Here is a 16,163-nt window from a genome sequence, read left to right on the forward strand (position 1 = left end):
GGGTGACTCGACGGTTTGGCGTGCAGGCAACGCCCGCGCGCCTCATACGAGGCCATGCCGCGCCGCGCCGCGAGCGCCGCGCAGGGTGGCTTCGGCAAGCTCCAGCGCGCTCGCGGCAAACAGATGCGGCGTCCAGTGCCGGATCGTTTCCAGCGCGCGCGCGGCGAAGCGTTCGCGCAGCGCCTCGTCCTGTCCCAGCCGTTCAATGCGCCGGGCGAGCGCAGGCACGTCGCGCGGCTCGACGATAAAGCCGTTCACCCCATCGAGCACGATTTCGCCGGCCACGCCGGCCGTGCGTGTGACGATGGCCGGGCATCCTGCCGCGAACGCCTCGTTCACGCACAGCCCCCATTGATCGAACTCGCTTGCGAGCACAATGAATTCCGCGAGCGCGTAGAGGTTCGGCATCTCGTCGTTGGCGACCGATTGCAGGATCGTCACGTGCGAAGCGAGTTCAAGCACCGCGATACGCTCGCGCAGCTGCGCCTCGAGCGGCCCCTGGCCGACCAGCACGAGCCCGACGCCCTCGCCGTGCAGGCCGGACTGCGCGTAGGCTTCGAGCACGGCGTCCACGTTCTTGCGCGCCACGAAACGGCTCACGCAAAGCAGATAACGCTGCGGCAGACCGTAGCGCGCACGCACGGCCGCGGCGTCCTCGCGCGCGGCCCCGGCGAGCCGCGAGAAATAGTCCACGTCGATCACATCGAAGCCGACGCGCGAGCGTTCCATCGGAATGCCAAGCGATGCCGCATAGCGCCGATGCCGCTCGCCCGCGACGAGCGCGCCGTCGAAGCGGCTCACGACGAGACGCTTGAGTTGCTCCTTGACCCGGTGACGCACGCCGTCGTCGGCCTTCGAATCCGACATGTAGATGAGCCTGAAGCGCCGCGTGACGAGCCGCAGCAGGCCGAGAATCGCCGAATAGCTCGTGTTGTAGCCGAGCGTGATGACCACGTCCGGCGCAAACGCGCGCAGCCGCGCGACCAGGTGGGCACATTCGCGCGGGCTCAGCGAATCGCCTTCGGCGCCGTCCGCAACGAGCGTTTCGGCCCGGCCGGACCGGTTCGCGAAGAACGCCGCGCGGCGCGGCTGGGGAAAACCGTACACGCCGGAACGCCCGAAGACTTCGATCAGCGCCACTTCGTGCCCGAGGCCCGACGCACTATTGACGAGCGCCTCGTAGCGAGGCACGTGGTAGTCGCCCAGATTGCCAATGACGAAAAGAATGCGCATGGACAATGACCGCTCGATGTGGAGTTACCGGGGACTGCGATACGACGTGTCGGCGTTACGTTACGTCGCAACGTCTTCAGCGTAACCTGAGCACGCCGCCTTGCGGCGTCGTGGCGAGAATCAGCGAAGGTTTGTCCGGGCGGACCCTGTGTCTCCGACAGCCTCCCCGCACCGGCAAAGAAGGCCCGCGCGCGCCTTTCGTGAAGCTTGCGTCTTCGCGGCCGCCCACGTAAAATGCGAACGATTCCCATTTGCACCATCGATACGGCCGTGGTTCCCATCGCGATTGTTACCCACGTGGCGCGCCCCGGCGCTGCCGCATGAGACCCCTGCTTGTCCGCCTGCACCGCTGGTTCGGCCTCGGCACGGCGGCCTTCCTGTTTCTCGCCGGGCTCACCGGCGCGGTCATCGCGTGGGACCACGAACTGGACGCGTGGCTCAACCCGTCGTTCTATCAGGCCCATACGGCCGGCACGCCGTTGCCGCCCGTGCAACTGGCCGAGCGCCTCGAAGCCGCCGACCCGCGCCTGCAGGTGACCTACCTGCCGCTCTCGGTCGAGACGGGCAGCACGCTGCTCGTGCGCGTACAGCCGCGCATCGATCCGGCCACGAAGGCGCCCTACGCACTCGATTTCAACGAGGTGTCGCTCGACCCCGTCACGGGCGCCGTGCAAGGCCGCCGACTATGGGGCAAGCCCTCGCTCGCGCGCCTGAACCTCATTCCCGCCATCTACCAGTTTCACTACACGCTGTTCCTGCCCACCCGCGCCGGCATCGACCTCGGCGTATGGGCGATGGGCGTGGTCGGCATCGTGTGGCTCTTCGACGGACTCGTCGCGATCGTGCTGGCGTTTCCGAATCTCAAGAGCTGGCGCAAATCGCTCGCGTTCCGCGTGAAGCGCGGCGGCTACGCACTCACGTTCGACCTGCACCGCTCGGGCGGCGTCTGGCTTTGGGGACTCCTGATGATCGTCGCGCTCACGTCGATCTCGATGAACCTCGCCACGCCCGTCGTGCGCCCGATCGTCTCGCTCTTTTCGAAGCTCACGCCCGACCCGTTCCTCACCGCGGTGCACGGCCCGCGCCTCACGCCAGCCGAAGAAACGGCCGCGCGCGAGCGTATCGTGGCCGCCGCGCCCGAAGCGGGCCGCCGCGAAAAGCTGGCGCCGCCGCCGGGCGGACTCTTCTTCGTGCCGTCGCTGGGCACCTACAGCGTGGGGTATTTCGCGGCACGCAACAGCCACGGCGATGCGGGTCTCGGCAATCCATGGCTCGTGATGGACGCCCGTTCGGGCAAGCTCCTCGGCACGCAGATTCCGGGCCGCGGCACCGCCGGCGACGTCTTCATGCAGTTGCAGTTTCCGCTGCACTCGGGCCGCATCGCGGGGCTGGCGGGCCGCATCATGGTCAGCTTCGTCGGCCTGTTCGTCGCAACGCTCAGCGTGACAGGCTTCCTGATCTGGCTGAAAAAAGCGCGCGCGCGGCGCAAACCGGCCAGACAGACGACGGCGGTTGCAGCCGCGCGCGAGCGTGCGGTGAACTGAAGCGGGCAACGGCGCTTGCCTGAGAACCCGCACACGCGGCGGTCACCGCGGCGCGGCGCCTGTCTCCTGCGATTGCAGCAGTACCTCCGTCACTTCCTCCGAAAAAAGCGCCGGCTGGCCGTCGATCAGAACGCGTTCGGAATTCGAGGGATCGCGCTCGACCTTCGGCAGCCCATGCATCGCGAGCGCACGGGCGCATGCGCCCCAGTCGCGATAATCGGCGAGAGCCGGTTCGTTCTCCGAAGCCCATGACAGCGTGCCGAGCACATTGTCCCCGTGACCATGCCGCTCTCGCCAGCTGGCCCCATGATCGAGCAGGAAAGCCGTCATATCCGCATCGCCGCGGAACACGGCGTGATTGAGCGCGGAGGCGTCCCAGTCTCCTCCGCGCGCGCCAATCGGCCAGCCGAGTTCGACCATGAGCTTGACCGCGTCGCGCGAGCCCCATGCCGCGGCGTCGGGCAACCTGCGCAGCCGGTCTTCGGGAAGCGAGCCGGGCAAGTCCGGTCGTCGTGCCTGAATGCGGCGGGCCTCGGGGGCGTCGGCGCGCGCGCAGGCCGCGATGAACTCGTCCTCCTCGTCAAGCGCTTCCTCGGCCCCTGCCGCGCGCAGGAGCGCAGCCGCTTCGGGCAAGCCGGCCTGCATCGCCAGCCGGTACGCACTCACGCCCGCTGCCGTTTGCGCACGCGGATCGGCGCCCGCCGCGAGCAACGCGGCGATAGGGCGAGCCGAACGGCGCAGCGCGATCGCGCGCAGCAGCGGTGTCCCCCAAACCTTCGTGGGGCCGCCGGCCGGCGGCGCATTCGGATCGGCGCCATGCGTGAGCAGCATTTCCAGCGCATGCGGCTCGGGCATGTCGAGTGCCCGCCATACGGCGTTCGTACCGTCGACCGCCGCACCGCGTTCGAGCAGCAGACGGGTGACCTCGGGATTCTCCAGCGAGTGGTACACCGATTCGCCGTCGTTGGGGTCCGCGCCGGCCTCCAGCAGCATCGCCGTAAGAACAGGATCGTGGTTGGCACCGGCCGCGCCGTAGAGGGCCGAGAGCGGCTCCGTGTCGTCGGGTTGCGCGAGCGAAGCCGGAGGAAGCCGGTTGCCGATGCGCTGGTTGGGGTCGGCACCGGCAAGCAGCAGCCGGCGAGCACACGCGTGCAGGCGCGCGGCGAATTCGGGAATCTGCAGGAGACACGAATGGGTCACGGCCACGAGCGGCGGCAGATTCAACGGACCGCCCGCGCGCGCCACCCAGCCGGGATCGGCGGCAATGGCTCGCTCCACGACATCCAGGTTCCCCGCTGCGCACGCCGCGTAGGGATCCGCCGCGGCAAGCGCGGGATATTCCGCCAGCAATCGGGCCGCTACGCGCGGACGCGCCGCGGTATAGCTGCCCGTGACATCGCCGCCATAGACGAGCCCGAGCCAGCGGCGAACCCGCAGCGACTGCGCGTGCTCTGCCACAGCGTTCGTTTCGACATAAGCGGCCAGGTCGGCCCACGACGAAAAACCATACTCGCGGGCAAGGCAGGACTGGGCATCGTGCAGCCGCAGCCCGAGTGCCATCACTTCGTCGTGCGTGCGATGCGCGGCAGCCGGCAGGGACCGGGCAAAACGCCCGGTTGCCGCGGCATCGCCCTGGCGGTACAGGCGCAACAACTCCTTGGCCTGCTTCTTGAGGTGTTCGGGATTGGCTTGGTGAGGCAGGATTTTCATACGCATCCTCGTGCATGAATGGCCGAAGGTCCGCAATACCGCCAGCACAGGATGAAAAGACACGCGTTTTCGCTGCTACAGGTGGGTTCAACCCTTTCCGCGGACCCGGAAGCGGCCTGCACCGCTCGCCTTCATGCTAGGTGAGCGCAGATAGTTTCGTCAAGGATGAGGCCGCGCCGGCCGTCCCCGCGCGCGTTCAAGGAGCGTCCGGTCTTTTGATCGCCGTATTGGCCGCATTCAAGGGCCGGCCGTCGTCATGCCGCAGCGTCTGCTTCTTGACCGCGCGCCCGCTCTTTCGATCGATCAGCACGGCGCGCTTCTCTCCCGCGGGAAACAAATTCGCCTCGGCCCACTGGCGCAGCATGACGATCACGGGGAAAAGCCCCTCGCCCTTTTTCGTCAGGACATATTCCTGATAGGCGCTGCCGTCCGAAGCCGGCACGCTCTCCAGCACCCCCGCTTCCACGAGCATCTTGAGCCGGTCGGAGAGGATATTGCGAGCGGCGCCGAGGCTCGCGAGAAAGTCGCCGAAACGACGCACCCCGTCGAACGCATCGCGCACGATCAGCAGGGCCCAGCGGTCCCCCACGATATCGACCGCGCGGCCGACGGGACAGGGCGAATCCGCGAAACTTTTTTGCCTGGCCATCCTGATCTCCTTCGCTGATGCTGCATCGTCCAGACAACAGGTTGCATTTTAAAACAGGTTTTCGCGCCCCTGGTCAGGCTGCATGAGACTGGAGAACCGCCGGGCCGGAACGACGATTCCGGCCCGGCGGTCGATCGGAATGCGCGCTCAGCGCACGATCTCGTCGAACGCCGCCAGCAGCCGTTCGACATCGGGCGCGTGGATATCGCCCATGGTGGAAATGCGGAACAGCTCGGCGGAGAGGCCGCCCTGCCCCGCATAGATCACGAAGCCGCGCGCCTTCAGCGCATCGTGCAGCTTCGGATAATCGACGCCCTGCGGCAGCCGGAACGCACGCAGCACCACCGACGATTCGTCCTTCGGCAGCACGCCCGGCATGCCCCGCGCCGCGAGCCCCGCGCGCACCTGCTCCGAAAGCGCCGCGTAACGCGCGTGGCGCGCCTGCCAGCCGCCTTCGTCGGCGAGTTCGCGCAGCGCTTCGACGAGCGCGTAATACGCGTGCACCGAGGGCGTAAACGGCGTGTTGCGCTGATCCTGCAACGTAGCGAGACGCTTGAGGTCGAGGTAGTAGGTCCGGCTCGCCGCGTTGGCCAGCGCCGCGCGGCGCACGATCACGAAGGCCGCGCCGGGCACGCCGTGCAGGCACTTGTTCGCGGTGGCGGCCACGGCGGCAATGCTGGCGTCGCCGAAGTCGATCGTTTCCGCGCCGAAGCTGCTCACGCCGTCCACGAGCATCTGCACGCCGCGCGCGCGGCATGCTTCGCCCAGCGCGCGCAGGTCGTTCAGGCGGCCCGTGGTGGTCTCGTGATGGATGATCGCGACGTGCGTGATCGCACGATCCGCGTCGAGATGCGCCACGATGCGCGCGAGGTCGGGCGCCTGCATCCAGTCGTGCTTCGCGACTTCATGGGCGATGCCGTACTGCTTCGCGATCTGCGTGATGCGCTCGCCGTACACACCGTTTTCGACGATCAACAGCTTGCCGTTCACGGGCACGAGCGACGCGATCATGCTCTCGACCGCGGCGGTGCCGGAGCCGGTCATCAGCACGGCTTGCCATTGGGTGGCGTCGAGGCCATAGACGTCCACGAGACGCGTGCGCGCTTCTTCCTGCACGTCGAAGAACTCGCTTTCGCGGTGGCACAGGTCTTCCTGCAGCAGGCTGCGGCGCACGCGTTCGGTCAGCGTGACGGGGCCCGGGTTGAGCAACAGCATCGGCCTATCCTTATTGAGCGGACGCGCCGATGTGGCGCATCAGGCGCGTCTTCACATCGGGCGGCGTGATCGTGGGGCGCGGCAGGCCATCCGGCGTGCCGCGGCGGATCGTGAGGCGCACGAAGCGCGTGCCGCTCACGCCGTGGGCGCCGGCGCGGCGCTCGCGCGCGGCGGCCAGCACTTCGTCGAGCGCGGCGAGGTCGTCGCTCTCGACGGCGTCGGCATAACCGCACGCCGCCGCGACGTTCGCGAACGACACCTGCTGCGAAACGGTGGCCTGGCCGCCCGTCGAGTCGTGCGCGCCGTTGTCGAGCAGCACGTGCGTGAGGTTCGACGGACCATACGCGCCGAGCGTCGCGAACGCGCCCATGCGCATCAGCGCGGCGCCGTCGCCGTCGAGCGCGACCACGTTCAGGTCCGGGCGCGCGAGCGCGAGGCCCAGCGCGAACGGTGTGACGCAGCCCATCGAGCCGACCATGTAGAGCTGATTGGCGCGGTCGTCGAGTGCGTACAGCTCGCGACCGCAAAAGCCGGTGGAGGCGACCACCACCGTCGAATCGGCGGGCGTGCCCGCGATCACGCGTTCGAGCGCATCGCGGCGCGACGGCCATTCATCGGCAGTCCTGCCGGTCCACTTCGGCTGCGCGGCAGCCAGCGCATGCTTTGCGGGCGCGGCGCCGTCCTTGAGCTCGACCGGCGCGACGCTGCCCTTCTGCATCACGAGCGCATAGGGCCGGCCCGTTTCGTCCATGTGGCGAATCGCGCGCTCCAGCGCCGGCGCGATCTGGTCGGCCTCGGTGGGGAACGTCTCCCACGGAATCTCCATGGTCTCCAGCATCTGCGGCGTGACGGGGCCCATCAGCGCGTGCTGCGGTTCGTCGGACACACCGGGCTGGCCGCGCCACGTCACGATCAGCAGTTGCGGCAGACGGAAGGTCCACGTGAGCGAAGTGAGCGGGCTCACGGCATTGCCAAGGCCCGAGTTCTGCATCATCGTGATGCCGCGCTTGCCCGCGAGCGCCACGCCCGCGATCAGTGCGACGGCATCGCCTTCGTTGGCCGCCGAAACGTAGTGCAGCGACTCGTCCTGCAGCACGTAGTTGATGAACGGCGTGAGATACGAGCACGGTACGCCCGCATACCACTCGAAGCCGCGCGAGCGCGCCGCTTCGACGAACTGTGCCGCCTCGATCATGCCTTGCCCTCCGCACCCTCGGCGGCCGGCGTTTGCGCCGGCGTATAAACGCCCTGGGCGAAGTCGCCCGCGCTGCGGAAATCGTCGAGGTCGTTCACGCCGCGCCAGTGGCCATGCACGTACTGCACTTCGATCTTCTCGCCGTCTTCGATCAGCGCGTTGAGGAGCGCCGGCATGTCGAGCGTGTCGAAGTCGGCGCGCGTCTGCAGCTGCGCGAGCTTCTTCGCGAGCTTCTCGCGGCCCGCGCCGCGCACGTTCATGAGGCCGATCCAGCGGCCGTGCGGCGCTTCACCCGCGCCCGCGGCGCCCACGTCGCTCGATACGCGCGAGAGCAGCACCTTGTTGCCGAGACCGCGGTCGTCGGCCGAGCTGCACCAGGCGAAGTCGCGCACGCTGCGGTTTTCCGTCGCCGGCGACGAATCGATCACCACGCTGAAGTCCGCCTCGCTCTCCACCAGATCGCGCAGGATGTAGCTGCGGAACACGAGGTCGCCATACGCAATCACGGTGTCGTTCTTGAGCGCGTCCGCGGCGCAGGCGAGCGACGCCAGTTCGTTGGTCTGCGCGTAGCGTTCGTTGCGCACGAGCTTGATGCCGGCGGTGTCGATGGCGTCGGCACGATAGCCGCCCACCACGGTGATGTCGTTCACCTGCTCCTTCTTGAACGCATCGACGAGCCAGCGCAAAAGCGGCTTGCCCGCCACGGGCAGCATGACCTTGGGTTTGTCTTCGGTCACGGCGTCGAGGCCCGAGCCGCGGCTCGCGGCCAGCACGATCGCCGAACCTGCGCCGCGCGAGGTGGACAGGTAGCGGTCTTCCGCTTGCGCGTATTCGTCGGCGTCCTGCAGGCGAAAAATTTCGTTGACCGAAGCAATGCGGTCTTCCACGTCCACCAGCGTCTCGGTGTCGTGAATGGTCTTCGCCACGGCCTGCATGGCCGAAGCCGAGGCGCGCACGAGATGGTTCGCCCAGATCACAACGCTGATGCCCGCCTTGCGGAACACGTCGGTCGGCGTGCTGTAGTACTTGGTCGGCACGATCACGAGCGGGCCGCGGCCGGCCCACTCGCGGGCGAACGTGAGAATCTCGTCGGGCTTCGAGAGCTTGCTGTGGATGAGGATCGCATCGGCGCCCGCGAGGCGGTAGGCCTCGGCGCGCTTGAGCGCTTCGTCCATGCCCCAGCCCGCGATCAGCGCTTCCACACGCGCGACGATCGAGAAGTTCTCGTCGGTCTGCGAGTCCTTGCCGGCCTTGATCTTGCCGCAGAATTCGTCCATGTCGGCGAGCGGCTGCGCTTCGCCCTTGATGAAGCTGTTGGTCTTCGGGAACTGCTTGTCTTCGATGCAGACGCCCGCGATGCCGCGCTGCTCCAGCTTGCGCACGAGGCGGCGCACGTTGTTGAAGTTGCCGTAACCCGTGTCGCCGTCGAGCAGGATCGGCAGGTCGCTCGCGTCGGCCATGAATTCGAGGTTGTCGACCACCTGGGTCCAGCTCGCTTCATTGTTGTCGCGCACGCCGAACTGCGCGGAGATCGAGAGACCCGAGCCCCAGATCGCCTTGAAGCCGGCTTCGCGCGCTATGCGCGCCGAGAGGCCGTTGTGGGCTTCCATCAGGAATTCGAGCTCGTTGGAAAGAAGCATCTGGCGCAGACGGGCGCTGCGGGATACCGGAACCATGGCGGGTTCGCGTGCGTTCATCGTGTCACTCCTACTGGACGGCGCAGTTGCGGCAGCACCTGCTGCGCGGCGCGCGTCACATCGTTGGGAAAATCAATTTCTATCCAGGGGGCGCCGGTCACATCGGCCGTGTCGAACTCCTGGCCGCGTTCGAGCAGCAGGTCGCGCAGGGCCTCTTCGTGCGGCAGGTTGGCGCGGCCGCTTTCGACATAGCCGGCCACGATCTGCGCAAAACGCCGCGCCGTGGCCTCGTTCAGGCGAAAGAAGCCCACCGACTCGCCGATCGTGTCGTACTGCAGGCCCACCGCGAGCTGCTTGCGCAGTTCGACGGGCACGCCGTCACGCAGACACAGCTTCACCGGCTCGTCGCCGGTTTCGAAGTCGCGGTCGATCAGAAGACGGTTCGTGGGCGCGCTGCCGGCCACGAGCGGCGCGAGCACGCGTTCGTCGTAGAGCACGTCGGCGTCCATCAGCAGCACGTCGCCGCCGCGCGTGAGCGCCTCGGCCACGCAGTGCACCGTGAGCACGCTGCCCAGGTCGAAGCGCGTGTTGAGCACGGTTTCGACGCTGTGCGGCCAGCCGGTGCGGGCAACGACGCGCCCGAGTTCCGCCTCCACGCTGTGCGGCTGGAAGCCGAGCGCGAGGACGACCTCCGTCACGCCCGCCGCTTCGAGCAGGCGCAAATGCCGCTCGAGCAGCGACGTGCCGTCGAACTGCAGCAGGCACTTCGGAAACTGTTCGCCCTCGGTTTGCTGAAGCCGCAGGCCGAGCCCCGCGGCAAGAATGATCGCTCGCATGCGTTTTCCAAGGGTGTCGTTCTGGAGCGGTCGGCACCGCCCTCTCTGGTCGCGGCCCACACGGCGCCGGCGCGGCAGGGCCGCGGCGGCCTCTGCTGGTCCTTTGTCTCATGTGGGCCGAAGTCGCGACTATAGCGGAAACGATTCCCAATTGCCTTGCCACACCGCCAATCGTGGCAAAACATGGTGTTGCAGTGAAATTTGTGGCTTTGATGCGGGTTTTTTTGCGTTTTTCCCACATTTCGATCCGGGCGGCGCCAGAGGCTTGATTCGTCGGATGAATTCCGATCGGCACCGGGTTCGCCCTGGGTCACGCGGCCATACCGAAAGGCCGTTAACACAAGGAGGGCAAGAAGGCGCGCGCCGTCCTGCCCGCCCCTCGCAGCCACGAGAAAGAACGACCCCGACCGACCATGACACTGACCAAAAAACTCCGCTCGATGATCACGATCCTCTGGATCGGTCTCCTGCTCATCGTCGCCTTCGGCGCATGGCAAAGCCGCAACGCGATGATCGGCGAACGCGAAGCCCAGTTGAAGACCCTCGTGGAAGAAGCCATGAGCATCGCCAACTACTACTACACGCTCTCGCAGCAGAACAAGCTGTCCGAAGCCGATGCGCAAAAGCAGGCGCTCGCCGTGATCGGCTCGATCCGCTACGGCACCGACGGCTATCTGAGCATCAACAACTCGCAGTCCGTGATGCTCATGCATCCGATCAAGCCCGAACTGGTGGGCAAGTCGCTCGCCGGCTTCACGGACCCGGCCGGCAACCACCTGTTCACCGACCTGTCGGAAGCGGCCAACCGGCCCGAAGGCGGCTTCGCCGACTACCTCTGGGCCAAGCCCGGCCACGACCAGCCCGTGCCCAAGAAGAGCTACGCCAAACGCTTCGCGCCGTGGGACTGGTGCATCGTCACCGGCATGTACATGGACGACGTGCGCGCCGCGTTCTACGAAAGCCTCGGCATCTGGCTCGCCGTGACCTTCGTGCTGGGTGCGATCGCCACGGTCGTGATGATTTTCGTGGTGCGCAGCGTGCGCGCCTCGATCGGCGGCGAACTCGAAGTGGCCGTGGATGCGGCGAACCGCATCGCCGGGGGCGACCTCACCACGCGCGTGCCGGTGCTGGGCGAAAACGAACGCAGTCTCATGCACGCGCTTTCGACGATGCAGGGGTCGCTCGTGCAGACGGTGTCGCGCGTGCTGGGCGGCGCGGAGAACATCAACGTGGGCGCCAACGAGATCGCCGCGGGCAACACGGATCTCTCGCAGCGCACCGAGCAGCAGGCCGCCGCACTCGTGCAAACCGCCTCGAGCATGGACGAGATGACGACCAACGTGCGCCAGAATGCGGACAGCGCCCAGCACGCGGCGCAGCTCGCGAGCCAGGCCGCCGACGTGGCGACGCGCGGCAGCGAAGTCGTGGAAAACGTGGTCCGCACGATGGGCGACATCACCACGAGTTCCCGCCAGATCGGCGACATCATCGGCGTGATCGACGGCATTGCGTTCCAGACCAATATTCTCGCGCTGAACGCGGCCGTGGAGGCCGCGCGCGCGGGCGAGCAGGGACGCGGCTTCGCCGTGGTCGCCGCCGAAGTCCGCAGCCTCGCGCAGCGTTCGGCCACGGCGGCCAAGGAGATCAAGGCGCTGATCGAAAAATCGACCGGCACGGTCGCGGAAGGTGCGCAGCTCGTGACCGACGCGGGCACGACGATGGGCGAGATCGTGCAGTCGGTGCGGCGCGTGCACGAGATTCTCGAGGAGATCAGCCATGCCTCGCGCGAACAGAGCGCGGGCATCGAGCAGGTGAATCGCGCCGTGGGCGAGATGGATCAGGTAACGCAGCAGAATGCCGCACTCGTCGAAGAGGCGGCCGCCGCGGCCCACTCGCTCAAGGACCAGGTGACGAACCTGCGCGAGGCGATTGCGAGCTTCAGGCTGCCCGCTTTCGCCTGACGAAGCCGATGGATGTCTCCTGGGCCGGCCGATCTGTCCGGCCCAGGCTGCGATTTACCCTCCCTGCTTTTCCCCTGGTTAGTCCTCCCATCTTGTTCCTGGGTGCTCCCGCCCTTCGGCAAGCGCAGCGTTGCCGCTCGCCCGCTCGCCCCGAATATTTCATTTAAATTACACTGCATTTACAATCAGCCCCATGACACCCCCGCACGCCACTCGATGACCCGCCGGAACCCGCCGCCGCGCGACCCGCACGCCACGGCCACCCGCCATCCGATGCTCTCCCCGAGCCTGCCCGCGTGGCGCTCGAAGTTCGTGGTCTTCGTGGCGTTCGCCGCCTTCGCGGCGCTCGCCGGCCGGGCGCTGTGGGTCCAGGTGGTCAACCACAACTTCTATGTCGCGCAGGGGCAAAAGCGCTATCAGCGCACGCTCGCGCTCGACGCGATGCGCGGGCGCATCGTGGACCGCAACGGCGCGCTGCTCGCCGTAAGCCTCGAAACCTTCGAAATCTGGGCGAGCCCGAAACTCGTCGACGAAACGGCGCACGAACCGCTCGCGAAGCTCCTCGGCATGCCGGCGGCCGAGTTGCGCCGCCGTCTTTCGGGCGACCGCTCGTTCGTGCTGCTCAAGCGCCAGGTGGATGCGGAAACCGCCGCGCACATCGACGAGATGGCCACCGGCGGCATCACGCTGATCACCGACTCGAAACGCTTCTATCCCGAAGGCGAATCGGCCGCGCACGTGGTGGGCTTCACCGATATCGAAGACGCCGGCCAGGAAGGGGTCGAGCTCGCCGCGAACGACCGCCTGCGCGGCACGCCCGGCCAGCGCGAAGTGATCCGCGACCGGCTCGGACGCGTGGTGTCGGAACCGCGCGAGCGCGTGTTGCCGAAGAACGGCCAGACCGTTCAGCTCACCATCGACCGCCGCGTGCAGCAGCTCGCCTATGCGCAGCTCAAGGCCGCCGTCACGAAGCACAATGCTCAAGCGGGCAGCGTGGTGGTGCTCGACGCACGCAACGGCGACATACTCGCGCTCGCGAACTGGCCGTCGTACGACCCGAACGACCGCGCGCGGCTCACGGGCCGCCAGTTGCGCAACCGCGCCGTGGTCGATACGTTCGAGCCCGGCTCGACCATCAAACCCGTGGTGGTCGCGCTCGCGATGGACCAGCGCAAGGTGGGCCCCGGCACGATCGTCGATACCTCGCCGGGCACGTATCGCATCGGCCCTGCGACGATTCACGACACCTCGAACCACGGCCGCATGACCGTGGCGGAGGCGATCCAGAAGTCGAGCAATATCGCGCTCGCCAAGATCGCGCTGAACCTGCCCGCGCAAACCATCTGGGACACCTATCAGGCCTATGGGCTCGGGCAGAAGCCCGAGGTCACGTTCCCCGGCGCCGCGGCCGGCCGCGTGCGGCCGTGGGCGCGCTGGCGTCCCATCGAGCAGGCGACGATGGCCTACGGCTACGGCCTGTCTACCTCGCTGCTGCAGATCGCCCAGGTCTACACGGCCTATGCGGGCGACGGCACGATGCATCCCGCGCGGTTGTTGCGCACTCCGGGGAATCCGGCAGCCGGCCAGCCCGCGGACGCGACCGGTGCGCCCGCCACCCTGGCCCGCCGCGTCACGACGCCGGCCACGGCCGCGGCGATGCGCGCCATGCTCGAAATGGCGACGAGCGAGGGCGGCACGGGCCGCACGGCGAACGTCGACGGCTATCGGATCGGCGGCAAGACCGGCACGGCGCGCAAGCAGATCGGCGCGGGCTACGCGAAGAACCGCTATCGGGCGCTGTTCGTCGGCATGGCGCCGATGAGCGCGCCGCGCGTGATCGTCGCCGTGATGATCGACGATCCGGCGGGCCGCACCTACTATGGCGGCACGGTCGCGGGGCCGGTGTTCTCCGGCGTGACGGCCGGCACGCTGCAACTGCTCGGCGTGCCGCCGGACGCCTGAAGCCGAGGCGCGGGAGAGCGCGGCAGCAAGGGGGCTTTCACGGTATCCTTGGTGCTTTGCTCTCCACCGCGCAACGAGGCGCACGCCGATCGCCATGAATTTCCTGCCTCAACTCGCCGCCATTGCCGGCGTCATGCTGCTTGCCTGCGCGAGCCCCGGTCCCGACATGCTGGCCGTCACCTCGCACGCATTTGCCCGCCGCCGCGCCGGCCTTTTCGCCGCAGCCGGCATTGCCACTTCGCATGCGCTCTGGGCCACGCTCGCCGTGTTCGGCCTCGGGCTGATACTCGCGCAACTGGCCTGGCTCTATGAAGGCATCCGCATTGCGGGCGCGGTCTATCTCGTGTATCTCGGCGCGAAAACGCTGATGAGCCTGCGCCAGTCGTCCGGCGCAGCCGCTGCGCCCGCGGCCGCGGCGAAAACGGCGAGCAGCGCGCATTCGTATCGGCGCGGCCTGCTGGTCGGCCTCACGAACCCGAAGGCCGCCGCGTTCTTCGGCAGCCTGTTCGTGACGCTGCTGCCGGCTCATGCGCCGATGTGGGTCCACGGCGCGACGGTCGCCACCGTGGCCGCCGTGTCGATCACGTGGTTCACGGCGATGGCACTGCTGTTCTCGACGGGCAGCGTGCAGCGCGGCTACCAGAAGCTGCGCCGCCCCGTGGACGCCGTGATGGGCGGCGTGCTCGTCGCGCTAGGCGCACGGCTCGCGCTCGATCATTAAACGCGTGGCGGCGCGCCCGCGCCGCCGTTTTCAGTGGTGCGGGTACGCCTGCGGCGCTTCGCCCGCCGGTGCATGCGGTCCGTGCGGTACATGCGGCACGTTCGCCGCAGCGGGCGCGCCCGACTCCCCGCCCGGTTCCGGCGGGTTGCCGTAACCCGAGTCCGCCACCTGCCGCTCCTGCGCAAGACGCGTGTCGTTGGCGCGCTTTGCGGCCAGACGCTGCATCGCCGCCTGCGTTTCCTCCGGATAGGTGGCGTCGTTCACGTGCGCCGGGTTGTACCCCACCGACTCCAGATCGACGATCTCCTGCATCACCTGCGCTCGCGTCAGCGGGCCGTTGCCGGCGGTCTGGGCAAACGACATCGCGGGGATCACGGCCATCATCGAAACCAGTGCCGCGCATAGCATGGGGCGCTTCATTTTGCTCTCCTTACGAATGAACGAGACCCGTGCCGCGGACCGAAGGCCGCAAGCGGCGCACGAGTCGATGCACAAAGCTTACGCAGGATGGCCGGCCCCAAAAACCGCCCGCGCCGGAGGAGTCCCTTCCAATCCGCGCAACACTGGGAGGAGAGGCGAGTGGTAACGGGCGCGCAGCGGACTCAGAGCTGATCGCGCCCGTAGGCCCGCAAGCCGTCCAGGTCGAGCACGTCCACGCGGTTGTACGAAAGCGTGACGAGCCCCGCTTTCTCGAGCGCCTGCAACGCCTGGTTGACCCGCTGCCGCGAGGCGCCCGCCAGCATGCCGATCTCCTCCTGCGAGATCTCCAGTGCGCTGCCGGTCTCGGGATAGAGGTCGGGATTGAACATTTGCGCGAGCGATTGCGCCACCCGCGCGTCGATATCGAGCAGACGGCTGTTCTGGATCAGGCCGATAAACTCGCCCATGCGGTTGTTCAACTGATGGATCACGAAGCGGTTGAACGGCAGGCTGCAGTCCATCAGCCGGTGAAACGTATCGGCGGGCACCGCCATCACGAGCGAGGGCTGAAGTGCGATCACGTCGTACTTGCGCGGCTCGCGCTTGATCACGCTGCCCTCGCCGAACCAGCCGCCGTGCGGCACGCCCGAGAACGTGCAGCCCCGCCCCGAAGCGTTGAAGATCGCGAGCTTCACGAGACCCGCGCTGACGCCCAGCCAGTGCAGCGAGGGGGCCTCGCGCGCGGCCACGATCGCGCCCGGCGCATACGTCTGCGCGTGCGAATCGGCCAGCACCCACGCGCGATGCTCCGGCGCGAGCGCGCGGAACCAGGCGCAGCGCGCGAAGAGAGCCGCGAGGCGCGCCGGGTCGGCAGCGTCGATGCGGGACACGGGACGGCCAGCCTCGCCAGAGACTTCGCCGCCCGGCGGTATAGTGAACTGCGTCATCGCGCACACTCTCACGGGAAGGGAAATGGCGGGCCGCTCTGTCGCGCCGGCGACAGACTAAAGCGCGCGGTCCTGCCACGATAGCGCGCATCATACCGACAAAGACAGCGACGGACACACGGCAGACGGCAGG

General features: G+C 67.8%; 13 protein-coding genes. 4 read left to right on the forward strand and 9 right to left on the reverse strand.

Going from position 1 to position 16,163, the window contains the following annotated elements:
- Positions 1-42: 42 nt before the first annotated feature.
- The gene (locus U5760_RS09430; protein WP_322011270.1) at positions 43-1,233 is read right to left on the reverse strand and encodes a glycosyltransferase family 4 protein; all 1,191 of its coding nucleotides are present in this window, start codon (positions 1,231-1,233) and stop codon (positions 43-45) included.
- A 320-nt stretch (positions 1,234-1,553) separates the two neighbouring features.
- On the opposite strand from U5760_RS09430, the gene U5760_RS09435 reads away from it, so the two are divergent.
- Entirely contained in the window at positions 1,554-2,777 is a 1,224-nt protein-coding gene (locus U5760_RS09435; protein WP_322011272.1) for a PepSY-associated TM helix domain-containing protein, read from the forward strand.
- Between the two features lie 42 nt (positions 2,778-2,819).
- Here the strand turns inward: U5760_RS09435 and U5760_RS09440 are convergent, their stop codons facing one another.
- The 6 genes from U5760_RS09440 to U5760_RS09465 form a co-directional block, all read right to left on the reverse strand.
- Positions 2,820-4,487 carry an ankyrin repeat domain-containing protein gene (locus tag U5760_RS09440; protein ID WP_322011274.1) on the reverse strand — a complete coding sequence of 556 codons (1,668 nt, stop codon included), beginning with the start codon at positions 4,485-4,487 and terminating at the stop codon, positions 2,820-2,822.
- A 196-nt stretch (positions 4,488-4,683) separates the two neighbouring features.
- Positions 4,684-5,136, reverse strand: coding sequence for a helix-turn-helix domain-containing protein (locus tag U5760_RS09445; RefSeq protein WP_322011276.1), 453 nt, complete (start codon positions 5,134-5,136; stop codon positions 4,684-4,686).
- A 147-nt stretch (positions 5,137-5,283) separates the two neighbouring features.
- Entirely contained in the window at positions 5,284-6,351 is a 1,068-nt protein-coding gene (locus U5760_RS09450; protein WP_322011277.1) for a 2-aminoethylphosphonate aminotransferase, read from the reverse strand.
- Between the two features lie 10 nt (positions 6,352-6,361).
- Complete coding sequence (gene aepY, locus U5760_RS09455) at positions 6,362-7,546, reverse strand: phosphonopyruvate decarboxylase (protein ID WP_322011278.1); 1,185 nt, start codon at positions 7,544-7,546, stop codon at positions 6,362-6,364.
- Positions 7,543-9,243 (reverse strand): phosphoenolpyruvate mutase, encoded by a 1,701-nt coding sequence (aepX, locus tag U5760_RS09460; protein ID WP_322011280.1) that lies wholly within the window; start codon positions 9,241-9,243, stop codon positions 7,543-7,545. The genes aepY and aepX overlap by 4 nt, the downstream gene beginning before the upstream one ends.
- Positions 9,240-10,019, reverse strand: a complete 780-nt coding sequence (locus U5760_RS09465; RefSeq protein ID WP_322011282.1) for a phosphocholine cytidylyltransferase family protein — start codon at positions 10,017-10,019, stop codon at positions 9,240-9,242. Before U5760_RS09465 ends, aepX begins: the two co-directional genes overlap by 4 nt.
- 413 nt (positions 10,020-10,432) lie before the next feature.
- Between U5760_RS09465 and U5760_RS09470 the strand changes: the two genes are divergently transcribed.
- The 3 genes from U5760_RS09470 to U5760_RS09480 all read left to right on the forward strand — a co-directional run bounded on the left by U5760_RS09470 (position 10,433) and on the right by U5760_RS09480 (position 14,663).
- The gene (locus tag U5760_RS09470; protein ID WP_322011284.1) at positions 10,433-11,980 is read left to right on the forward strand and encodes a methyl-accepting chemotaxis protein; all 1,548 of its coding nucleotides are present in this window, start codon (positions 10,433-10,435) and stop codon (positions 11,978-11,980) included.
- Positions 11,981-12,196: 216 nt separating this feature from the next.
- Positions 12,197-13,942 carry a penicillin-binding protein 2 gene (locus tag U5760_RS09475; RefSeq protein WP_322011285.1) on the forward strand — a complete coding sequence of 582 codons (1,746 nt, stop codon included), beginning with the start codon at positions 12,197-12,199 and terminating at the stop codon, positions 13,940-13,942.
- A gap of 94 nt (positions 13,943-14,036) precedes the next feature.
- A complete protein-coding gene (locus U5760_RS09480; RefSeq protein WP_322011286.1) occupies positions 14,037-14,663 on the forward strand; it encodes a LysE family translocator in 627 nt (208 codons plus the stop codon).
- Between the two features lie 30 nt (positions 14,664-14,693).
- Here U5760_RS09480 and U5760_RS09485 read toward each other — a convergent pair whose 3' ends face one another.
- Both U5760_RS09485 and U5760_RS09490 read right to left on the reverse strand, forming a co-directional pair.
- Positions 14,694-15,083: a DUF4148 domain-containing protein gene (locus U5760_RS09485; protein ID WP_322011287.1), complete on the reverse strand. Its 390-nt coding sequence runs from the start codon at positions 15,081-15,083 to the stop codon at positions 14,694-14,696.
- 182 nt (positions 15,084-15,265) lie between these two features.
- Positions 15,266-16,030, reverse strand: coding sequence for a Crp/Fnr family transcriptional regulator (locus U5760_RS09490; protein WP_415914070.1), 765 nt, complete (start codon positions 16,028-16,030; stop codon positions 15,266-15,268).
- Positions 16,031-16,163: the final 133 nt, after the last annotated feature.

It is taken from the genome of Paraburkholderia sp. J12 (assembly GCF_905220215.1).
Taxonomy (GTDB): Bacteria; Pseudomonadota; Gammaproteobacteria; order Burkholderiales; family Burkholderiaceae; genus Paraburkholderia.

What these genes read in the sequence shown, in the direction of transcription:
- U5760_RS09430 (WP_322011270.1), bottom strand. Translation starts at nt 1,233, where the DNA reads ATGCGCATTCTTTTCGTCATTGGCAATCTGGGCGACTACCACGTGCCT.
- U5760_RS09490 (WP_415914070.1), bottom strand. Translation starts at nt 16,030, where the DNA reads ATGACGCAGTTCACTATACCGCCGGGCGGCGAAGTCTCTGGCGAGGCT.
- aepX (WP_322011280.1), bottom strand. Translation starts at nt 9,243, where the DNA reads ATGAACGCACGCGAACCCGCCATGGTTCCGGTATCCCGCAGCGCCCGT.
- U5760_RS09445 (WP_322011276.1), bottom strand. Translation starts at nt 5,136, where the DNA reads ATGGCCAGGCAAAAAAGTTTCGCGGATTCGCCCTGTCCCGTCGGCCGC.
- aepY (WP_322011278.1), bottom strand. Translation starts at nt 7,546, where the DNA reads ATGATCGAGGCGGCACAGTTCGTCGAAGCGGCGCGCTCGCGCGGCTTC.
- U5760_RS09480 (WP_322011286.1), top strand. Translation starts at nt 14,037, where the DNA reads ATGAATTTCCTGCCTCAACTCGCCGCCATTGCCGGCGTCATGCTGCTT.
- U5760_RS09470 (WP_322011284.1), top strand. Translation starts at nt 10,433, where the DNA reads ATGACACTGACCAAAAAACTCCGCTCGATGATCACGATCCTCTGGATC.
- U5760_RS09450 (WP_322011277.1), bottom strand. Translation starts at nt 6,351, where the DNA reads ATGCTGTTGCTCAACCCGGGCCCCGTCACGCTGACCGAACGCGTGCGC.
- U5760_RS09465 (WP_322011282.1), bottom strand. Translation starts at nt 10,019, where the DNA reads ATGCGAGCGATCATTCTTGCCGCGGGGCTCGGCCTGCGGCTTCAGCAA.
- U5760_RS09440 (WP_322011274.1), bottom strand. Translation starts at nt 4,487, where the DNA reads ATGAAAATCCTGCCTCACCAAGCCAATCCCGAACACCTCAAGAAGCAG.
- U5760_RS09435 (WP_322011272.1), top strand. Translation starts at nt 1,554, where the DNA reads ATGAGACCCCTGCTTGTCCGCCTGCACCGCTGGTTCGGCCTCGGCACG.
- U5760_RS09475 (WP_322011285.1), top strand. Translation starts at nt 12,197, where the DNA reads ATGACCCGCCGGAACCCGCCGCCGCGCGACCCGCACGCCACGGCCACC.
- U5760_RS09485 (WP_322011287.1), bottom strand. Translation starts at nt 15,083, where the DNA reads ATGAAGCGCCCCATGCTATGCGCGGCACTGGTTTCGATGATGGCCGTG.